Origin of the sequence: Chryseobacterium sp. MP_3.2 (assembly GCF_035984805.1) — a bacterium.
Lineage (GTDB): Bacteria > Bacteroidota > Bacteroidia > Flavobacteriales > Weeksellaceae > Kaistella.
Genome location: NZ_JAXCHW010000010.1, coordinates 21709 through 39746, shown reverse-complemented (window position 1 = coordinate 39746; position 18038 = coordinate 21709). Strand labels below are relative to the sequence as shown.

15 protein-coding genes are annotated in these 18038 nt (G+C 35.2%); 7 read left to right on the top strand and 8 right to left on the bottom strand.

The features are described 5' to 3' along the window. Nucleotides 1–11 precede the first annotated feature (11 nt). From RCH13_RS11565 to RCH13_RS11535, 7 genes are all read right to left on the bottom strand, one after another. Complete coding sequence (locus RCH13_RS11565; protein WP_326987404.1) at nucleotides 12–677, bottom strand: hypothetical protein; 666 nt, start codon at nucleotides 675–677, stop codon at nucleotides 12–14. Then, the gene (locus RCH13_RS11560; protein ID WP_326987403.1) at nucleotides 674–1627 is read right to left on the bottom strand and encodes an L-histidine N(alpha)-methyltransferase; all 954 of its coding nucleotides are present in this window, start codon (nucleotides 1625–1627) and stop codon (nucleotides 674–676) included. The genes RCH13_RS11565 and RCH13_RS11560 overlap by 4 nt, the downstream gene beginning before the upstream one ends. After that, nucleotides 1624–2772, bottom strand: coding sequence for an ergothioneine biosynthesis protein EgtB (gene egtB / locus RCH13_RS11555; protein ID WP_326987402.1), 1149 nt, complete (start codon nucleotides 2770–2772; stop codon nucleotides 1624–1626). The genes RCH13_RS11560 and egtB overlap by 4 nt, the downstream gene beginning before the upstream one ends. A 295-nt stretch (nucleotides 2773–3067) precedes the next feature. Next, on the bottom strand, nucleotides 3068–3811 hold the full coding sequence (gene fabG, locus RCH13_RS11550; protein ID WP_326987401.1) for a 3-oxoacyl-[acyl-carrier-protein] reductase: 744 nt from the start codon (nucleotides 3809–3811) through the stop codon (nucleotides 3068–3070). A gap of 7 nt (nucleotides 3812–3818) precedes the next feature. After that, on the bottom strand, nucleotides 3819–4553 hold the full coding sequence (gene rsmI / locus RCH13_RS11545) for a 16S rRNA (cytidine(1402)-2'-O)-methyltransferase (protein ID WP_326987400.1): 735 nt from the start codon (nucleotides 4551–4553) through the stop codon (nucleotides 3819–3821). Then, a complete protein-coding gene (locus RCH13_RS11540; protein WP_326987399.1) occupies nucleotides 4554–5930 on the bottom strand; it encodes a UDP-N-acetylmuramate--L-alanine ligase in 1377 nt (458 codons plus the stop codon). Between the two features lie 46 nt (nucleotides 5931–5976). Next, nucleotides 5977–6972 (bottom strand): hypothetical protein, encoded by a 996-nt coding sequence (locus RCH13_RS11535; protein WP_326987398.1) that lies wholly within the window; start codon nucleotides 6970–6972, stop codon nucleotides 5977–5979. A 113-nt stretch (nucleotides 6973–7085) separates the two neighbouring features. Between RCH13_RS11535 and RCH13_RS11530 the strand changes: the two genes are divergently transcribed. From RCH13_RS11530 to RCH13_RS11505, 6 genes are all read left to right on the top strand, one after another. Continuing rightward, the gene (locus RCH13_RS11530; protein ID WP_326987397.1) at nucleotides 7086–7676 is read left to right on the top strand and encodes a thymidine kinase; all 591 of its coding nucleotides are present in this window, start codon (nucleotides 7086–7088) and stop codon (nucleotides 7674–7676) included. Continuing rightward, the gene (locus RCH13_RS11525; protein WP_326987396.1) at nucleotides 7673–10120 is read left to right on the top strand and encodes a bifunctional UDP-N-acetylmuramoyl-tripeptide:D-alanyl-D-alanine ligase/alanine racemase; all 2448 of its coding nucleotides are present in this window, start codon (nucleotides 7673–7675) and stop codon (nucleotides 10118–10120) included. Before RCH13_RS11530 ends, RCH13_RS11525 begins: the two co-directional genes overlap by 4 nt. Further along, the gene (locus RCH13_RS11520; RefSeq protein WP_326987395.1) at nucleotides 10120–12285 is read left to right on the top strand and encodes a patatin-like phospholipase family protein; all 2166 of its coding nucleotides are present in this window, start codon (nucleotides 10120–10122) and stop codon (nucleotides 12283–12285) included. Before RCH13_RS11525 ends, RCH13_RS11520 begins: the two co-directional genes overlap by 1 nt. A 5-nt stretch (nucleotides 12286–12290) precedes the next feature. After that, on the top strand, nucleotides 12291–12698 hold the full coding sequence (gene ybeY, locus RCH13_RS11515) for an rRNA maturation RNase YbeY (protein ID WP_326987394.1): 408 nt from the start codon (nucleotides 12291–12293) through the stop codon (nucleotides 12696–12698). Nucleotides 12699–12793: 95 nt separating this feature from the next. Next, nucleotides 12794–14656 carry a tRNA uridine-5-carboxymethylaminomethyl(34) synthesis enzyme MnmG gene (gene mnmG, locus RCH13_RS11510; RefSeq protein WP_326987393.1) on the top strand — a complete coding sequence of 621 codons (1863 nt, stop codon included), beginning with the start codon at nucleotides 12794–12796 and terminating at the stop codon, nucleotides 14654–14656. Between the two features lie 66 nt (nucleotides 14657–14722). Then, a complete protein-coding gene (locus RCH13_RS11505; RefSeq protein WP_326987392.1) occupies nucleotides 14723–15541 on the top strand; it encodes a class I SAM-dependent methyltransferase in 819 nt (272 codons plus the stop codon). 151 nt (nucleotides 15542–15692) lie between these two features. On the opposite strand, the gene RCH13_RS11500 is transcribed toward RCH13_RS11505, so the two are convergent. Next, nucleotides 15693–16883 (bottom strand): phosphoglycerate kinase, encoded by a 1191-nt coding sequence (locus RCH13_RS11500; RefSeq protein ID WP_326987391.1) that lies wholly within the window; start codon nucleotides 16881–16883, stop codon nucleotides 15693–15695. A gap of 718 nt (nucleotides 16884–17601) precedes the next feature. Between RCH13_RS11500 and rpiB the strand changes: the two genes are divergently transcribed. Beyond that, nucleotides 17602–18033 carry a ribose 5-phosphate isomerase B gene (rpiB, locus tag RCH13_RS11495; protein ID WP_326987390.1) on the top strand — a complete coding sequence of 144 codons (432 nt, stop codon included), beginning with the start codon at nucleotides 17602–17604 and terminating at the stop codon, nucleotides 18031–18033. Nucleotides 18034–18038: the final 5 nt, after the last annotated feature.

The following is an 18038-nucleotide window of genomic DNA, read 5'->3' as shown; positions in this document are numbered from 1 at the left end:
TTATATAAAATTTAGGACTTTAAAAAAGCTTCAATTTGGAGATGTGCTAAATCAATGCATATATTCACCTCTTTAAGAGAATAGAGAGAAAGTTCAGTACACGCAATCATCACAGGATTTTTTGAGGCATACGTTTTAATTAGACTTTGAAATACACTGATTTCTTCCGGTGTTTCTGCCTTATTAAAAACTGTTTTTCGAAAATTATCAATCCAATCTTGATCATCTTTTTCTGGCAATTTTAAAATGATGCCTTTTTCTAAAAAACGAATTCTAAGGTAGGCCGAGTTCATCGTATAATTTGTCCCAAAAATAAATACTTCTATAATTGACTTTTCTTTTAAATAGTCGATTCCCAATTGCACAGGATGAAAAATTTCCAAAGGAAGATTTACTTGGTCTAAAGTTTCATGCAGCGTAATATTTGGCACTAATAATTTTTTGATCCCGATCGATCTGATGTGATTTATAAGTTCCTGAAGTTTGGGTATTAGAATTTCAAATTGATTGGGCAAAAAAGGGTTTATTTCCTGACAATCAATCTGATACATGAGATAAGGATAAGTTGAAAATTCTGAGTTGTCCTCTTTGAATTTCTTTTGAATTTCTTTTACGTAATAATGCGTTGATTCAAATCCTAATCCTAAAATGCCTTTTACAGGCTGTTCTACATTCATTTTTTAGTAAGAATATAATCTGCAAAATATTTTTTGGTGTCCAAAAACTTCGAGGAAATTTTTAAGCCTGAATTATTCAATATCGAACCTAAAATTTTATCGTCGTATTTTCGAGAGATTTCTGTGTGAATCAATTCATCTTTTTCAAAGTGAAAGGTTTTGTTGAGCTCCTTAACGTGAACTTCTTGTTTGATTGTACTTTTTAAATAACTCTTCGCAATTCCCTCTTCTTCTGTATATTCTGGGGCATGCTCAAATAGCTCAAGATTAAAATCTGCATCCAATTCTCTGTTCATTCTTTTCAAAAGATTGAGATTGAAATCCCGTGTAATTCCAGCTGCATCATGGTAAGCGGGCAAAACAATTTCTGCGGATTTTTTTAAATCAACGCCTAAAATTAATTTCTCGCCGTGTTTCAGATGTTGTGCAATTTTCTCTAAGAAATTGGTGGCGATTTGATCTTCCATATTTCCTAGATTTGACCCGATAAATAGTATCACTTTCGGCTTGTCTGAGAGAAATAATTGATCAAGAACCTGAAAATAGTCACCTTGTTTAGGATCGATTTCTAAATTTGGAAAAAGATTTTCAAAACGGCCGCTAATAACATCAAGACTATTTTGGGAAATATCTACGGGAATGAATTTAAAATTATAGTTATTTTCCCGTAAGGCTTTTAAAAGATGCTGTGTTTTTGCACCGTCTCCCGCGCCCAATTCAATGAGTTCAAATTCTACATTCTTATCCAAATTCAGAGAAGCGATTATCTCTTCACTTTGATCCCGAAAAATCTCTAGTTCCGAATTTGTGAGATAATATTCGGGCATGTTCATGATTTGCTGAAAGAGTTCATCACCCGCTTTGTCATAGAAATAATGAGAGGAAAGGAATTTCGGGGAATTCGTCAATCCTGCATTGACATCTTTTAAAAAAGTATCGTTTTTTGTCATTTTGCTAGTCTTATTCCAGTGATTTGCCACCTGTATTTTGGGTGAAAAAAGTTTCTATATGTTTTTCTTTCATGACCATTTGCCGTGGCTGTAGATGATCCTCTTAAAACCATCGTGCTCACCATGAATTTTCCATTGTATTCTCCAACGGCACCTTCTGCAATTTGAAAATTGGGATACGGAAGATAGGCGGAATAGGTCCACTCCCATCTGTTCCCCCAATCAAATTGGTCTGCAGCAACTTCCCATTCAAATTCGGTGGGTAAACGCGCGCCTTTCCAGGTGGCAAAAGCTTGCGCTTCATAAAAAGAAATATGGGTGAGAATGTGGTCTGGTTCTATCAGCTTTAAGCCTTCCAAAGTATAAGAATGCCATTTTCCCTCGATATTTTTCCAATATAAAGGAGATTTAATCTGATTTTCTTGCACCCAGGACCAACCTTCATCGAGCCATAATTTAAAATGATCATAACCTCCAGCTTCCATAAATTCTAGATAGTCTTTATTGGTGACTAAAGATTTTGAGATTTTAAAATCATGAAGAAAAACTTTGTGACGCCCTTTTTCATTATCAAAGTGAAATCCTTCGCCTTCAAAACCTATATCATAAATTCCTTCATTTACGGATAACCAACCTTCTGCTGAATTTTTCTGTGCGGTTAAATTAAAGCCTTCCTTGTAGACTGGATATATTGGATTGTAGGAAAAAGTATGTTTTAAATCTGTTATTAAAAGTTCCTGATGTTGTTGCTCATGATTGCATCCGAGAATGATCAATTCCTCTAACTCCAAACTTTGGTTTTCCTGAAGTAATTTTTCGATATGTCGATCTACATATTTTCTGTATTCATACACTTCTTTTACGGTGGGACGAGTAATGGTTCCGCGTTCCGTTCTAATGGCTCTTTCGCCTAAAGTTTGGTAGTAGCTATTGAATAAAAAGGAAAAATGAGGATTAAAAATTTTGTACTCCTTCACCAATTTTTTCAGGATCATTTCCTCGAAAAACCAAGTGGAATGACTAAGATGCCATTTCGGCGGACTCGCAAAATCTACAGGTTGTGGAACATAATCCTCTATTTCTAAAGGTGCGCAGAGCGCAACCGTTTGAGCCCGTGTTTCTTGAAATAATGATAGAACACTCATAAAATTTGGATTTCTAAAGTGACAATGAATACAAATAATATTCCGCTATGGTCAAAATACCAGCTAATTTGCGATTAATAGTACTAAAACGTTCTTCATTTATTCAAAAAATAACGAATCTTTTTATAGCCCCAATTGACTCATCTTTTATATTTTCAAATTTGAATCGTCAAAATGCGTTCCACGTTTTGCAGAAGCATCCCTTTTCCGAAAAGCGGGAAAAGGATAAAGCGGAAAGTGGGACGGAGGACAAAAAAGAAGCGCCAAATCTGACGCTTCTCAAGGAAAAAATATTTTAGGTCAACATTCCGCCGTCTACATTGAGCACTTGACCGGTAATGTAGTTTGACATATCACTGCCCAAAAACACGCATGCATTGGCTACGTCTTCTGGCTGTCCACCGCGTTTTAATGGGATGGAATCTCTCCAACCCTGTACGGTTTTTTCGTCCAGAGCTGCTGTCATTTCGGTTTCAATAAAACCTGGAGCCACGGCATTGCAACGAATATTTCTTGAACCTAATTCCAAAGCGATAGATTTAGAAAACCCAATCACCCCTGCTTTTGAAGCCGCATAGTTTGCTTGACCTGCATTTCCTTTCACCCCAACCACAGAAGTCATGTTGATAATGGATCCCGTTCTCGCCTTCATCATGGGCTTGATGACCGCTTTTGTAAGATTAAAGACCGAATCTAGATTGACTTTGATGATGGTGTCCCAATCGTCTTTGGACATTCTAAGCATCAAATTATCACGAGTGATTCCCGCGTTGTTAATGAGGATATCTATTTTTCCAAATTCCGCGATGACGTCTGCGGCTAATTGTTGCGCGGCGTCATAATCTGACGCATCAGATTGGTAGGATTTTACTTTGGTAATCTTTCCTAACTCCTCTTCCAAAGCTTTTGCTTTATCAACATTTCCTGCGTAAGTAAAGGCAACTTGTGCCCCTTCTTTCGCAAAAACTTCGGCAATACCTTTTCCGATTCCACGTGTTGCTCCCGTAATAAGGGCCACTTTCCCGTCTAATAATCCCATTTTATTTTTAGTTTTCTAAGTTTTTATATTTGTTGGTTGATGTTTTAACTTCAACTTCTTCTTCCTTTTGTATTCCGTTATTCACAATTAAAACAATTTCTCCTTTTAAAGTTTTACTCTTGGAGAAGTCAATTAACTCATTGATAGTTCCGCGTTTAGTTTCTTCAAATTTTTTGGAAATCTCCCGGCTTAAACTTGCACGCGTATCTTCCCCGAAAAATTCTTTGATTTGTTCTAAAGTCGTGTTAATCTTGTGTGGACTTTCATAGAGCACGATGGTTTTCTTTTCCTCCGCGAGTTGTTTCAGTTTGGTTTGTCGCCCTTTTTTCTGAGGCAAAAATCCTGCAAAAAGAAATTCATTATTTGGTAATCCTGAAACGACCAGAGCTGGAACAAATGCTGTTGCTCCTGGCAAACACTGCATTTCTAAATCTTCATCTGCTACTGCTTTCGCCAGCAAATAACCTGGATCTGAAATTCCTGGGGTTCCGGCATCAGTTATTATGGCTACATTTTGTCCGTTCTTCAAATCATCAATAACTTTCTTCGTTGTTTGATGTTCATTGTGCAAGTGGTAGGATTTTAGCGGTTTCGATATTTCATAATGCTTCAATAAAAAACCCGATGTTCGGGTATCTTCACATAATATATAATCAACCTCTTTCAGAATTTTTACCGCTCTGAAAGTCATGTCTTCTAAATTCCCGATTGGGGTGGGAACAAAATATAGAATTCCACTCATTTATAAATTTTGATAGATGTTTTTGCAAAATTCCTCTAAACTCGGATCTCTCGCACCCATTAATAGAAGCACGGTATTCTCAGTTAATTCTGGTTTCAATTCTTCTAATAAATCATTTCGATTTTCCACGAATCTGGCTTTTTTACCTTTTTCTAAGATTCCTTGCACTAATTCATTGGCAGAAATATCTTTCGTGGCAGTTCCACCGGCATAAAAAATTTCGCTCATCCATATTTCATCTTGAGATCTTAATGAATCGGCAATTTCTTGAATAAAATCATCTATCAAAAAGCGTGTTGGTTTATAGCCATGCGGTTGAAACCACGCAATTACTTTATCTGCAATTGGTTGACAGGCTTTGATGGAAGCTGCACATTTCGCGGGATTGTGTGCATAATCATCAATGACCCAAACTCCATTTTTTTGTCCGAGGATTTGATGGCGGCGATAAATTCCTTCATACCTCTCCAAACTTTTCGCACACGTTTCTAAAGGGATTCCAATTTGATGAGCCACTGCAATTGCTGCGGTGGCATTCTCTACGGAATGTTGTCCCAAAGAATTCATTTCAAATTCTTGATTACGTACTTCAAAAGTTAAAGAAAAACCTTTCTGCTTAAAATTTGTAGCGGAATAACCTGCGTTTTTATCATCAAATCCAAAATCTTGTTGTGATTTGACTGACAGCGATTTTGCTAAGCTATTGGATTGATTTACAACAAATAAGCTCTTAGAATTATTTTTGAAAACTGTAAATAAATCAATAAGTTCATCAATTTCCTGATGGTCTTTATCAACATTTAATAATAAGCCAACTTCTGGTTCATATTGTACTACAGAACCATCACTTTCATCAGCTTCAATAATAAGCCATTCACCTTTACCGACTGCCGCGTTTCCAATTTTTCCACTTTTAATAATGCTCGTCAAACCTGCTCCAGAAATGATACTGGGTTCATAATTCGCATCGAGTAAAATTTGGTAAAGCATGGCTGAAGTGGTCGATTTACCAGACGTTCCAGCAACAGCGATGGTTTTTTTGCTTTTCGCGATCATTGCCAAAAGCTCACTTCTTCTGATAATGGGAATTCCAAGTTGTTTAGCTTTTTGAACTTCGAAAACGGTATCTTCAATGGCGGTAGAAACTACAATTAAATCAGTGCTTTCATTAATACCAGAACCATCTTGCAGAAAACAGTGGATGCCTCCATTTTCAAGTTGTTCCTTAGTTTTGTTATATTCATTGGGATGAAAATAGCGGTCACTCCCGGAAACATCTTTCCCGATTCCCTTTAAATATTGCGCAATGGCACTCATTCCCACTCCAGCAACTCCAATAAAAAATATATTTTGAAAATCTGAAATTCTTTCTGGCATTATCTTACTCTTCTTTAATTTATTAAGATTCGGGATTGTGATTGGATTACAAAAATTTATTTTCTACTAAATTCCAAAGTCTTTGGGCATACTCATCCACCTTATTCCACTCTTTTTTGTAGTACAATTCACTGAGATACGTTCTGGCGTCTTCAATATTTTCATAGGAATTAAGTTGCTCGATGGTTTGCTTTAAATCCGCCTCATCACCATTGAACAAAAGTTTTGTAAACGCAATCTTGTCATTAAAGTCCAATCTAAATTCTGGTTTTTTCTTCACCGCTTCCATAAACTCAGTGGAAATATTGGTTTTCAGCAAACTTCCCGCGTCTATTTCTTTCTTTTCCAGAGCTTCTTCCTCCTCAATTTTTTCCAAAGGATCATCTTCAAACATACTTCTCATGGCTTTTAAACCTTTGATGTTTGCTAATTTAAATTTTCTTTCGACAGCAGGCGAAGAATTTGGCGTCTCTCCAACTGCCTCCTCGGAAGGGTCAGAAATAGGCTCCGATTTGCTAAATTCTACAATTTTTCTACGTCTTTCTTCTAGTTCTAAAAATTCCTGTTCTTTTTTTGCAATACGTTCTTCGTACTCTTCTAGATCAGAATTTTTAGGCTGCTCAAACTCCTCAGGACGCTCATTGTCAATTTCGAAGGTAAGTTCTTTTGATATTAAATCTTCACCTTCTACATTTATGCTTTCTAAATTTGAACTTGTTTCCGGTTCAACCGTTTGCGGAATTTCATCTAATATATCGTTATCCAACTGATCTTCAATATCATTGATTTCATTCGTAAACATAACTTCTTCTTCTACTCTCTCTTCAGGTTGATTGAAATCTGCTACACCCCCATTTTTTGACTGATTTTCGGAGATGTGTTGGTGGTTCACTCCATCCTCAAAAACTGACTCCTCGTCTTCGTATGCTTCTTTATTTTTTTCTAAAATTTTTAAAAATGCAATTCTGTCTGTAAGTTCAGCAAACAATTCCTGTTTTGCGAGCAATTCCTCTTTGGTGGTTATTTTGGATAGGTTTTCCAAAATGCTTTTCGATTCAAAAAAAATTTTATCCTGTATATCTTGAATATTTTGCATCATAAAGCTTATTAAATTTCCTTATTTTTGGTCTCTAAATATTACGGCTAATTTAACAAATGTTTTTAGAAAACACAATTAATCACGCAAAACAGAGCGGTTGGATGGAAGTCATCTGCGGCTCTATGTTTTCAGGAAAAACGGAAGAATTGATCCGTAGACTTCGCCGTGCAGAAATGGCAGGTCAAAATGTAGAAATTTTTAAACCGAAATTAGATACCCGGTATGGCGAAGAGGAAGTAGTTTCTCACAATCAAAATAAAATTCGAAGTACGCCTGTAGAAAGTCCCAGTGAGATTCTACTTTTGGGCTCAAACTGTCATGTAGTAGGAATTGACGAGGCTCAATTTTTTGATGAAAGCATTGTAGAAGTCGCGAATACGCTTGCAAATAGTGGAATTCGTGTAGTGATCGCTGGTTTAGATATGGATTTTATGGGTCGTCCCTTTGGGCCCATTCCTAATTTGATGGCGACCGCAGAATACGTGACGAAAGTTCACGCCATTTGCAAACGAACGGGAAATCTGGCCAACTATTCTATGAGAATCTCTGCAAGTATAGACTTAGTAGAACTTGGAGAAACTGAAAGTTATGAAGCGGTGAGCAGAAAAGTTTTCAATGAAGAATTTCTCAACAGAAATAATCAATGAATTATACCACCAAAGAAATTTCAAATATTACCAACTCCACTTTAATTGGAGAAGAGAACCTGCAGGTTAAAACCATACATTTTGACAGTCGAAATATTTTTTCATCTATTGAAGCGGCCTTTATAGCAATTAATTCAGAGAAAAATACTGGTGAAAAATACATTAGATCAGCAGTAGACAAAGGCATTAAAATCATTATTTCTGAAAATAAATTAGCAGGTTTTCCTGAAGTTACCTGGATTATCGTAGAAAATGCAATACGATTTTTGCAGCAACTGGCGCACTATCATTTGAGACAATTTAGCTTAAAAACTATAGGAATTACTGGCAGTAATGGAAAAACAGTTGTTAAAGAATGGCTTTATCAAAGCGTATTTGATCAATTTATTACGGTAAAAAGTCCAAAAAGTTTTAATTCACAAATTGGTCTACCCCTTTCTTTGCTTCAAATAAACAATAAACACGAGTTGGGGATTTTTGAAGTTGGTATTTCCAAACCATCTGAAATGGAAATTTTAGAAGAAATTTTTTCGCCAGAGATTGGAGTTTTAACCCACATCGGCGCTGCACATTCTTCTAATTTTATTTCTGAAGATCAGCTCATCGAAGAGAAAATAAAATTGTTTCAACATTCGAAGGTGATTATTTTTAACGGCGATCATCATGAGGTTTCGGAAAAATTGAATCAAAAATATGCAGATAAAAAACACATTTCCTTTGGATTAAAAATATCCAATGACGTCCATTTTGAAAATGATTGGGCCACAAAAACTGAGCCGCTTGTTGTAAATTTTTGCGGAGAATTAATTACAATTCCTATTCAACAAAGAGATGAAGCCACTTTGAGTAATGCATTGTGCACCATTTCTTTACTTAAAGAATTGGGTATTGGTACGGAAATTATAATTGAGAAAATTAATAATTTGAAATCGGTGGAAATGCGGCTTGAAAGTGTGACTGGTCTGAGAGATAATTTAATCATTAACGATTCCTATAATTTAGATTTAGACTCCCTAAAGATTGCGTATCACTTTATTAACGAATATAACAAACCGCAGAAGTCGCTCATTTTGACGGATTTTGTAGAGGGAAAAAATTCTGAAAAGTTATATCATGACGTTGCGGAATTAACAAACAGACAAAAATTTCATCAGATTTTTTTGATTGGAACGGAAATCACACAATACCATGATCTTTTTAATGATGAAACGATCACCTTTAAAAATACAGATGAACTCATTAAAAGTCATGTACTTAACCAGATTGAAAATCAGCTCATTTTATTAAAAGGAGCTCGTAAATTCGAAATTGAACGGGTTAAAACTTATTTGGAGCTACAGAAACATGATACGATATTGGAAATTAAGCTGAATGCAATTTTGCACAATATTAATGTCCATAAATCAGTTTTGAAACCCGAAACCAAAATGATGGCAATGGTAAAAGCTTATTCCTATGGTTTGGGAGGTTATGAAATTGCAGAATTCCTGCAGCATCATCACATTGATTATCTGGGTGTTGCGTACGCAGATGAAGGAGTAGACTTGCGGAAAAATGGAATTTCTACACCGATTATGGTCATGAATCCGGAGCAGCACAGTTACAATATTATCATCGATTACAAACTGGAGCCAGAAATTTATAGTTTTAGAGTTTTAGAATTGTTTACGGCAGAACTTAAACAGAAAGGAATTCAGAAAAAATATCCCATTCATATCAAGTTGGAAACCGGTATGCATCGTCTTGGTTTTAAGTCTAATGAAGTCGACAACCTCATTCAATTATTGAATACCCTTGATGTAAAAGTAGCCTCCATATTTAGCCATTTAGCTACCTCAGATATTGAAGATGAAAAGAATTATACTTTAGGACAGATCACTGAATTTACGGCTATGTCTGACCGATTAATCGCTGGTCTTGGTTATCAACCTTTGAGGCATCTTTTAAATTCTTCAGGAATCGTCAATTTTTCCGAACATCAATTTGATATGGTGAGAATTGGAATTGGGATGATTGGAATTTCCTCTAATGCAGCGATAAAATCAAAATTGCAAAATGCAGTGACATTTAAATCTGTAATCTCTCAAATATCGAATATTAGCGCGGGAGATTCTGTTGGATACAGTAGAAATTATAAAGCAGAAGTTTCTACAAGAATTGCTACTTTACCTGTAGGTTATGCAGACGGTATCCCCAGATTAATAGGAAACGGTGTGGGAACAGTCGGTATTAGAGGTAATTTGTATTCAATCGTGGGTAATGTTTGTATGGACATGATGATGGTAGATTTAAAAAATGAAAACCAGATTGTGGAAGGGGAAGAAGTTATTATCTTTAACTCCCAACCTAGCTTAGAAGAATTTGCTGATTATTGTAAAACAATCCCTTACGAAGTTTTGACCTCAATTTCGAGGCGTGTTAAACGAATTTATGTAAAAAATTAATGAATAAAATAATAGTTCTATTTGCTGTATTTTTCTTAACCCTGGTTACAAAGGCACAGGTTAAAGAAGGATTTTCTGTACCACAAAAAGCTAAAATTGGCCTCTCACTTTCTGGGGGTGGTGCTAAAGGATTTTCTCACATTGGCGTCTTAAAAGTTTTAGATTCCTTGGGTGTAAAAATTGATTATGTCTCTGGAACCAGTATGGGCGCTATCGTCGGTGGGTTATATGCATCGGGATACACGGGAAAAGAAATTGAAAAAATAGTGATGGATACAGATTTTTTCTCCATCATTGCCAATGAAAAAACACGGGAAGAAGCAACTTTTTTCAACAAATCGGTGGATAAATACATTGTGACTGTTCCTGTAAAAAATGGAAAAGTAAATGTGTTGCCGAAAGCTATATCAACTGGTCAGAAAAACATCTACCTTTTGAAGGAGCTTTTTAAAAATGTCTCCACAATAAATGATTTTTCCAAACTTCCTATACCATTTATGTGTGTAGCTACAAATTTGGAAACGGGAAAAATTAAAATTTTTGAAGAAGGAGATTTGGTGAGTTCCATTATGGCAAGTTCTGCATTTCCCTCTTTAATGGATCCTGTTAAAATAAATGATTCCCTTTATATTGATGGTGCCATGACCATAAACTACCCATCTAAACCACTCAAAGACAAAGGAATAGATATTGTTATTGGCGTTGATTTAAGTCAAGGTTTGGCCAGCAGAAAAAGCCTATTAAGCGCGGTGGATATTTTAAATCAAGTTATTGATTACGGAATCCAAACCGAAACAAAAAATCAGTATCAATTTACTGATATTAATATAAAACCCAATTTAACCGGATTGGGAGCGACCAGTTACGGCGAAAAAAAGCGGATCCTTGATTCTGGTTACGTTGAAGCGATTAAATACATTGAGCCACTTTCGCTACTCCCGAAGCGCGATAATAAGTTTTTAAGAGCGCCGATGAATTCTATTTATTCCAACGTTTATAAAATAGACAGTTTAGTAGTAGAAAATAATAAAATTTTCCGAAAGAACTACATTCAAGGTAAAATGAACCTTAAAGTTCCTTCTCTACAAACGTATGGTGCTATCAACAAAATGATAGACCGTCTATATGCCACTAATAACTACAGCCTTATTAATTATGATGTTATTCAGGAAGACGAAGGCAATTATCTTAAATTAATCGTCACTGAAGATGACACCCGATTTTTCTTAAAATTTGGTCTGCATTACGATGAAATTTTTAAAACAGGACTTCTTTTAAATGCTACGGCAAAAAGATTACTTTTTAGAAACTCTACCATTTCATTAGATGTTGTAGTAGGAGATACGTCTAGGTATTATTTCAATTATTTCATTGACAATGGGTATATTCCTGGGTTTGGAGTATATGCTTCTGGAATGAAATTGGAATTAAATGATAAAGATTCTAACATTGTAGAAAGATGGAACTGGTTCCGAAATGAAGCCTACATCCAATCCATTTGGAGAGATAAATATGCCATCGGCGGCGGATTTAGTCATGATTATTTCGAAAAGAAAATCACTGGAGCGCCAAGTTATGAGGGACCAGAAAATCTCTTAAACTCCTATGTATTTATTAAAAGTGATACTCAAGATGATTTAGGTTTTCCAACGAAAGGAATTCTTTTGCATGCGGAAGGAAAATTATTGGATCTTTTGAATGATGATAGAGAAGGCAGAACCTTTCAAGGTAAAATAACAACCCAAATTAACTTTCCGTTTACTTCGTGGTTCACGTATCGATTGGGATTATTTGGTGGATTTACGATTGGGGACAATCTTTCTCCCTACTACCAATATAGAATTGGTGGAATTTTCGAACAGAATTTGGGGAATTTTGCAAAATTTGGCGGATATGAATTCGGTCAGTTATCTGCAGAGAATTTACTTACTGCAACCAATAGCCTTCAATTTAATGTCTACAAAAATTATTTTTTAGAAGGTCAGCTTAGTTTTGCCAATCTATTTAATGATATTAAAGTAGATGATTTATTTCAAGTGACCAATTCCTCAATTGGACTCACAGCAGGTTACAAATCACCTGTAGGACAGATTAAAATCAACGGCAGCAGATCACTCGATTTTAAAACAACTATTTACAGTGTCATTTTAGGTCATTGGTTTTAAGAGATATGATACAGTTTTTTTTCGAAAATATTCCTGAAATTTCTCTTGATTTAAAAAATTCTGATTGGATCAAAAATTTGATATTGGAAGAAGATAAAAAAGTAGGAGAAATCAATTACATTTTTTGTGATGATGAACATTTACTGCAAGTAAATAAAGATTTCTTACAGCATGATTACTACACAGATGTCATCACCTTTGACTATGTAAAGGGCAAAACCATCTCCGCAGATATTTTTGTATCTTTGCCGCGCATTTCTGACAACGCAACAACCTTAAATAAAGACTTTAAAATTGAATTTATGAGGGTTTTAGCACATGGAATTCTCCACTTATGTGGTTATGGGGATAAAAGCACTGAAGAGATTGCAATAATGCGGGATAAGGAAGATTACTATCTTTCAAAATTCTAATTAACTTAGTAAATCTTTTCACTTCTATTTTCAATCCCATTTTTACAAGAAATTGCAGATGTTTCACGTGAAACATTATTAATATTTTATACACGATGATAAACGAAATATATGACGTTATTGTGGTTGGTGCAGGTCACGCTGGGTGTGAGGCTGCAGCTGCTGCTGCTAATCTTGGGTCCCAGACGCTTTTGATTACCATGAACATGCAAACAATCGGACAAATGTCTTGCAACCCAGCAATGGGAGGAATTGCAAAAGGACAGATTGTACGGGAAATTGATGCGATGGGTGGTTATTCTGCAATCATTGCTGATAAATCAGCCATCCAGTTTAAAATGCTAAATCTCTCCAAAGGTCCTGCAATGTGGTCGCCAAGAACTCAAAATGATAGAATGATGTTCGCACAAGAATGGCGTATAGCTTTAGAAAAAACGCCAAATCTTGATTTTTTCCAGGATATGGTCAAGAGTCTAATTATAGAAAATCATCAGGTTGTAGGTGTTCGTACTTCATTAGGTCTGGAGATTAGAGGAAAATCTGTGGTTCTAACGAATGGAACTTTTTTAAACGGCCTAATTCATGTCGGCGATAAGCAGTTAGGGGGCGGTAGAATGGGTGAACCTCGCGCGTTTGGAATTACCGAACAATTGGTTTCTCTGGGTTTTGAAGCTGGACGAATGAAAACAGGTACTCCGCCTCGAGTTGACGGTAGAAGTCTCGATTACACAAAAATGGAGGAACAAAAAGGAGATGAAATCCCAAAAAAATTCTCTTACCTAGAAACTCCTCCACTCACCAAACAACTTAGTTGTCACATTGTATATACCAATGAAATTGTACATGATATTTTAAGGGAAGGTTTTAGTCGAAGCCCCATGTTTAATGGTACTATTCAAAGCACTGGTCCAAGATATTGTCCAAGTATTGAGGATAAAATCAACCGTTTTGCCGAACGTAATAGACATCAGCTTTTTGTAGAACCAGAAGGTTGGAATACGTGTGAAATATATGTAAATGGATTCAGCTCCTCTCTCCCGGAAGATGTTCAGATGAAGGCTATGAAACATATACCAGGCTTTGAAAATGCGAAAGTATTTCGTCCAGGTTACGCTATTGAATATGATTACTTCCCTCCTACCCAACTGTATCATACCTTAGAAACAAAATTAATTAAAAACCTCTTTTTTGCAGGTCAGATTAATGGGACTACAGGTTATGAAGAAGCAGCTGGGCAAGGGTTGATGGCAGGTATTAACGCACATCAAAAGGTACGTGATAAAGGTGAAATCATCCTGAATCGTGATGAAGCTTATATTGGAGTTTTGATTGATGATTTGATTACAAAAGGAACAGAAGAGCCCTATAGAATGTTTACTTCTCGTGCAGAATACAGATTGCTTTTAAGACAAGATAATGCAGATATAAGACTCACCGAAAAAGCCCATAATTTTGGTTTGGCAAGTGAAGAGCGATTACGAAAAGTGCAAAAGAAAATTTCCCAGAGTTCAGAACTAGAAGATATCCTAAAAGAATCTTCCTTAAAACCAGGACTTATCAACCCAGTTTTAGCTTCCATAGAATCTTCTCCAGTTGATCAAGCTTACCGCGCTGCACAAATTCTTACACGTCCAAATATGACTCTGGAAAAATTAGAAGAGATAGATTTTATTCGAGAAAAAACATCGAATTTTCCTACTGAAGTAAGAGAACAAGCTGAAATAAATATTAAGTATAAAGGTTATATTGAGAAGGAAAAAGAAAATGTTGCGAAACTAAATAGGTTAGAAACGATTAAAATTCCTGAAAATTTCGATTATAGCAATATCAACTCCCTAAGTGGTGAAGCAAAACAAAAACTACAAAAAATACAGCCACAATCGATCGCACAGGCTGGTAGAATAAGTGGCGTTTCTCCAGCTGACATTAATGTTTTACTGATTTTTTTAGGAAGATAACTAAAATGTTTCACGTGAAACAAATAAAAAATACGAAAATATATTCGTCAATATATTCTTTATTAAATGCAAATAAAAGATCATTTCCTAAGTCAAGAAGTGTTTTCCCTCACAGAGACAGACACTGACGGCATTTTAAAAACTAGCCCCCTTCCAGAAAGTTTGGATCAATATTATGAAAGTGATTCTTATATTTCACACCATCAAGATTCAGGTTCTTTAAAAGAAAAATTATACAAATTTTTACAATCTTTCAATTTAAAATATAAGAAAAGAATACTGCATACGGTCTGCTCACAGAATGCAAAAGTTTTAGATTATGGATGCGGGGCTGGACAATTTTTAAAATTTATCGAAGACGATTTTAAAACTTTTGGGTTTGAACCTAATGCTGCGGCAAAATCTGCAGCTGAGAAAAAATTAGGAAAAACAAAAATTATTAGTGATTTAAATACCATTGGTAATGGAAGTTTAGATGCAATTACTTTGTGGCATGTGTTTGAACATATAGAAAATCAAGACGAAATTCTACGTCTTTTTCATCAAAAATTAAATTCAAAGGGAGTGCTCATTATAGCAGTTCCGAACCCTACTTCTTACGATGCAATTCATTACAAAGAATATTGGGCTGCGTATGATGTACCAAGACATATTTTTCACATTACGAAAAAAGGGATGGAAAATTTAATGAACACTCCAAAGTGGAAAATAAAAAAAATAAAACCGCTCCTACTCGATTCCTTCTACATTTCCGTTTTGAGTGAAAAATACCAAAAAAATACAATTTCTTGGTTGAAAGGATTCTATTACGGAGCGATTTCTAACATAAAGGCATCAAAAACGGGTCAATATTCAAGTTTGATATACATTATAGAAAAAAAATAGTTTTTCCAAAATAAGCATGTTTCTGACTGTTGCATTTTGTAAATTTTTAAAAATTATACAGAAAAACAATCTTTTCATCTCCTTATGATAAATTATTTGCAAAAAAAAGTTTCCAATTGGAAACTTTTAAATTTAACGCTTAAAATTGATTTTAATTATTAATCGCTTTAATTCCTGGAAGTTCTAAACCTTCTAAACTTTCTAACATGGCACCTCCACCTGTTGAAACATAACTTACTTTTTCATCATAACCGAACTTTTTAACAAAAGCTACACTGTCTCCTCCACCAACTAAAGAAAATGCACCTAATTCAGTTGCTTCTGCTATACTTTCGCCTAAAGCAATGGTTCCACCTGCAAAATTTGGCATTTCAAAAACACCTACCGGTCCATTCCATAAAATAGTTCTAGAATTCATGATCACATCATGATTTAGATCTCTGGTTCTGCCTCCTGCATCTAATCCCATCCACTCTTCTGGAATTTCGAAAATATCAACTTCTTTAATCTCCGCATCATTGCTAAATTCATCAGCTATCACTGAATCTACCGGTAGATGTACTTTCACATTCTGCAATTTGGCTTTCTCCAAAATTTCTAAGGCCAAATTCATTTTATCTTCTTCCAATAGAGACTTTCCTATCTGTCCACCTAAAGCTTTAATAAAAGTAAAGGCCATACCGCCACCGATAATTAAATGATCAATTGCTGGTAGAATATTTTCTATAATAGTAATTTTTGTGGAAACTTTGGATCCTCCAAGTATTGCAGTTATAGGCTTTTCCCCACTTTTTAAAACTTTATCAATCGCTTCTAACTCCTGGGACATTAATAAACCGAAGAATTTAGTTGAAGGAAAGAATTGTGCAATAATTGCTGTAGAAGCATGCTCCCGATGAGCAGTTCCGAAAGCATCATTAACATAAGCATCAGCATATTTTGAAAGTTTTTCTGCAAAATTTCTGTCGCCTTGCTCCTCTTCATCATAGAAACGTAGATTCTCTAATAATAGAATTTCTCCAGCTTTTAAATTACCTGTCATACTAGCTGCGTCTTCTCCCAAACAATCCGGACAAAACTTCACCTCGTATCCTAAAACATCCTCAATTTCCGGTATAATGTTCTTTAGAGAGAACTCTTCCATCACCTTTCCCTTTGGTCTGCCTAAGTGCGACATCAAAATAACGCTTCCACCATCTTGTAAAATTTTATCTATCGTAGGCTTTACCGCTTGAATTCTCGTATTATCGGTAACTTTTAAATCTGCACTTTGTGGTACATTAAAATCTACACGAACCAAAGCTTTTTTATCTTTAAAATCAAAATCGTTAATTGTCTTCATAAATTTTCTTGTTTTTTGCTTTCACAAATTTAGCATTAATTCGAAAGTTTAAAAATTAAAATTCATTTAAAATTCCACAATCCTCCCCAACTCATTCTATCTACATAACTTCCTTTTTTTTAAATAAAAGAAATGAATAGTGTTGTTGTAGGCATCGAACTAGTGGAGAAAAAAAGGACTATTATTTCACCACACAGAGTTGCGGTTCATTTCATAAGATACTAATATTGCAAATGCTTGAAGCCTAAGAATATACTGTACTTATCAATAATTGTTAATAAATAAATTTTTCTTGTATTCTTTGCAAGTCAACTCTTAACAACTTCTGCAATTGTACCCTAAAAGTTTATCTAATTATTCTGGACTATTCTTAAATTTTTAGTCCATTACACTTTTTACTTCAGTAAAAAAAGTAAAAGTTCCGCACACTTATCCACAGCAATAAGGGAAGATGTTAACAAATTTACCAATACGTTTTGGGCGTGACCCTCTCCTATTTTTTTAGATGATCCTGTGTTTTTGTAGATCGGGTCGCGGTGTCCGCTATTACTCCACATCTCTTCTTGCTAGAAGAGATTGTGGGGTAGCCACTTCCATCGCTCACGCAGGAATGTGGCGTAAATTTAATGTTAGAAATTTTATTTCAAGGTGAAAAAAAAGTGTATTTGCATTAATAGTGTTAAATTTGTAGTAAATGTAACAAGTATACCTATTTCTCATGATAAAAATAGCAATCGCATGCGACCATGCAGGTTTCGCCTACAAAGAACTTTTCAAAAAATATTTTTCAGACCGTTTTGAAATTGAAGATTTTGGAACAGAATCAAGCAATTCCGTAGATTATCCTGATTTTGTACATCCTGCTGCTGAATCGGTAGAAAGCGGTAAAAATACTTTGGGTATCCTAATTTGTGGCAGTGGGCAAGGTGTACAAATGACAGCCAATAAACATCAAGGCATTAGATGTGCATTGTGTTGGATGCCAGAATTGGCAGAACTGTCTAGGCTGCATAATAATGCAAACATGATTGCAATTCCCGCAAGATTTATTGCGGCGGAATTAGGCATAGAAATTATTGAGAAATTTCTCACTACAGAATTCGAGGGTGGAAGACACCAAAACAGAGTCAGTAAAATAGCGACCTGCTAAAAATA

Excerpts from the sequence above, each read along its gene's own strand:
- rsmI (WP_326987400.1), bottom strand. The coding sequence starts at position 4,553 with ATGAGTGGAATTCTATATTTTGTTCCCACCCCAATCGGGAATTTAGAA.
- RCH13_RS11500 (WP_326987391.1), bottom strand. The coding sequence starts at position 16,883 with ATGAAGACAATTAACGATTTTGATTTTAAAGATAAAAAAGCTTTGGTT.
- RCH13_RS11525 (WP_326987396.1), top strand. The coding sequence starts at position 7,673 with ATGAATTATACCACCAAAGAAATTTCAAATATTACCAACTCCACTTTA.
- RCH13_RS11540 (WP_326987399.1), bottom strand. The coding sequence starts at position 5,930 with ATGCCAGAAAGAATTTCAGATTTTCAAAATATATTTTTTATTGGAGTT.
- RCH13_RS11505 (WP_326987392.1), top strand. The coding sequence starts at position 14,723 with ATGCAAATAAAAGATCATTTCCTAAGTCAAGAAGTGTTTTCCCTCACA.
- fabG (WP_326987401.1), bottom strand. The coding sequence starts at position 3,811 with ATGGGATTATTAGACGGGAAAGTGGCCCTTATTACGGGAGCAACACGT.
- RCH13_RS11530 (WP_326987397.1), top strand. The coding sequence starts at position 7,086 with ATGTTTTTAGAAAACACAATTAATCACGCAAAACAGAGCGGTTGGATG.
- RCH13_RS11560 (WP_326987403.1), bottom strand. The coding sequence starts at position 1,627 with ATGACAAAAAACGATACTTTTTTAAAAGATGTCAATGCAGGATTGACG.
- ybeY (WP_326987394.1), top strand. The coding sequence starts at position 12,291 with ATGATACAGTTTTTTTTCGAAAATATTCCTGAAATTTCTCTTGATTTA.
- RCH13_RS11520 (WP_326987395.1), top strand. The coding sequence starts at position 10,120 with ATGAATAAAATAATAGTTCTATTTGCTGTATTTTTCTTAACCCTGGTT.
- rpiB (WP_326987390.1), top strand. The coding sequence starts at position 17,602 with ATGATAAAAATAGCAATCGCATGCGACCATGCAGGTTTCGCCTACAAA.
- egtB (WP_326987402.1), bottom strand. The coding sequence starts at position 2,772 with ATGAGTGTTCTATCATTATTTCAAGAAACACGGGCTCAAACGGTTGCG.
- mnmG (WP_326987393.1), top strand. The coding sequence starts at position 12,794 with ATGATAAACGAAATATATGACGTTATTGTGGTTGGTGCAGGTCACGCT.
- RCH13_RS11565 (WP_326987404.1), bottom strand. The coding sequence starts at position 677 with ATGAATGTAGAACAGCCTGTAAAAGGCATTTTAGGATTAGGATTTGAA.